This window comes from Pseudomonas sp. EGD-AK9 (genome assembly GCF_000465935.2).
Classification (GTDB): Bacteria; Pseudomonadota; Gammaproteobacteria; order Pseudomonadales; family Pseudomonadaceae; genus Aquipseudomonas.
The window spans coordinates 1-1,713 of record NZ_AVOF01000504.1; the positions used below are offsets into that span (position 1 = coordinate 1).

Here is a 1,713-nt window from a genome sequence, read left to right on the forward strand (position 1 = left end):
CAGGGCGACGTGCTCGCCGACCTGGCCGCCGAGGGCGATGGCCGCGCCTGGTGGAGCGAATGGCTGGCGACCCTGGCGCAGTACTTCCGCATCGAGTTCGACGCCGACCGCAATATCCGTCCGCTGCTCTCCGGGCAGAGCCTGAGCCAGGTGCGCCTGAGCCTGTCGCTGGCCCTGGAGCAGGCGCAGTGGGCCGCGCTGCATGGCCAGAGCGGGGTCTATCGGCAGGCGCTGAAGCAGGCCGGGGAGATCCTCGACGCCCATTTCAATCTGGACAACCCCGATAGCCGCGCCCTGCGTCAGCGCTTCGCCGAGCTGGCCGACGAGCGGGTCGAGGTGCAGGTGCCGGATCTGAGCGAGTCGCTCGAGGCGCTGCAGGCCTACCTGCAGCGCAAGCAGGCGCAGCGCCGGCAGGGGGCCGCCGCGGCCGGGGAGGCGCCATGAAGCGCCTGCTCTGGTTGCTGCTCCTGCTCGCCGTCGGTGGCCTGCTGTATCTGCTCGGCCTGGCGATCCAGGCCGACCGCGGCTACGTGCTGTTCGCCTACCAGGGCTTCCGCTACCAGTCCGGGCTGTGGGCCTTCCTGGCCCTGGTGCTGGTGGTGGTGCTGCTGCTCTACCTGCTGCGCGCCAGCCTGCGCCTGTTGCTCGCTTCGACGCGCCTGGCCAACCCCTGGTCGCGCCTGCATCGTCACCGTCGGGCGCGGCTGGCCTCGCAGCAGGGCCTGCTCGACCTGGCCGAGGGCCGTTGGGCGCGCGCGCTGCGCCAGCTGAGTCGGGCCGCCGAAGACGAACCCCAGCCGCTGATGTACTACCTCGGCGCCGCCCGCGCGGCGCACAAGCTGGGCCAGCACGAGCAGAGCGACGCCATGCTCGAGCGCGCCCTGGCGCGCCAGCCGCAGGCCGAACTGGCCATCGCCCTGGCCCATGCCGAACTGCAGCAGAGCCGCGGCGAGAGCGACGCGGCGCTGGAGACGCTGCAGGCGATGCGCGAGCGTCATCCCGGCCATCACCTGGTGTTGCGCCAGCTGCAGCGCCTGTACCTGCAGCGCCAGGACTGGTCGGCGCTGCTCGGCCTGCTGCCGGAGCTGCGCAAGGAGAAGGCCCTGCCGGCCGCCGAGCTGGACGAGCTGGAGCGCGCGACCTGGCGCGGTCGCCTGGGTGATGCCGGGCAGGCCGGTCTGGGCCATGGCGAAACCGCCCTGCAGCCGCTGACCCAGGCCTGGCAGCAGCTCTCCGCGCCGCTGCGCCAGGAGCCCGAGCTGATCGCCGCCTACGTCGAGCAACTGCGTCGCCTGGGCGCCCAGGAGGAGGCCGAACAGGTGCTGCGCAGCGCCCTCAAGCGCGCCTACGACAGCCGCCTGGCGCGCTTCTACGGCGTGCTGCGCGGCGCCGATCCGGCGCAGCAGCTGCACACCGCCGAGCTCTGGCTCAAGCAGCACCCGCAGGACCCGGCGCTGCTGCTGACCCTCGGTCGCCTGTGCCTGCAGAACCAGCTGTGGGGCAAGGCGCGCGACTACTTCGAGACCAGCCTGAAGCTGGAGCGCCACCCGGAAACCTGCGCCGAGCTGGCGCGCCTGCTGGCCCAGTTGGGCGAGCTGGAGCGCAGCAACCAGCTGCTGCAGGAGAGCCTCGGCCTGCTCCATCAGGGCCTGCCGGCGCTGCCGCAGCCGCAGGGCGTGCGCGCCTGAGCCGCTGCGGCCGATCGTCGCGCAG

The 1,713-nt window shown here is 72.7% G+C and carries 2 protein-coding genes; both read left to right on the forward strand.

Going from position 1 to position 1,713, the window contains the following annotated elements:
- Positions 1–444 (forward strand): uroporphyrinogen-III C-methyltransferase (locus N878_RS19575; RefSeq protein ID WP_021445250.1); only part of this gene is annotated, 444 nt, incomplete at its 5' end.
- Positions 441–1,688, forward strand: a complete 1,248-nt coding sequence (locus N878_RS19580; RefSeq protein ID WP_021445251.1) for a heme biosynthesis HemY N-terminal domain-containing protein — start codon at positions 441–443, stop codon at positions 1,686–1,688. The genes N878_RS19575 and N878_RS19580, both read left to right, overlap by 4 nt.
- Positions 1,689–1,713 lie beyond the last annotated feature (25 nt).

Bases quoted from the DNA above. Each gene is read 5' to 3' on its own strand.
- N878_RS19580 (WP_021445251.1), top strand. From the start codon at position 441: ATGAAGCGCCTGCTCTGGTTGCTGCTCCTGCTCGCCGTCGGTGGCCTG.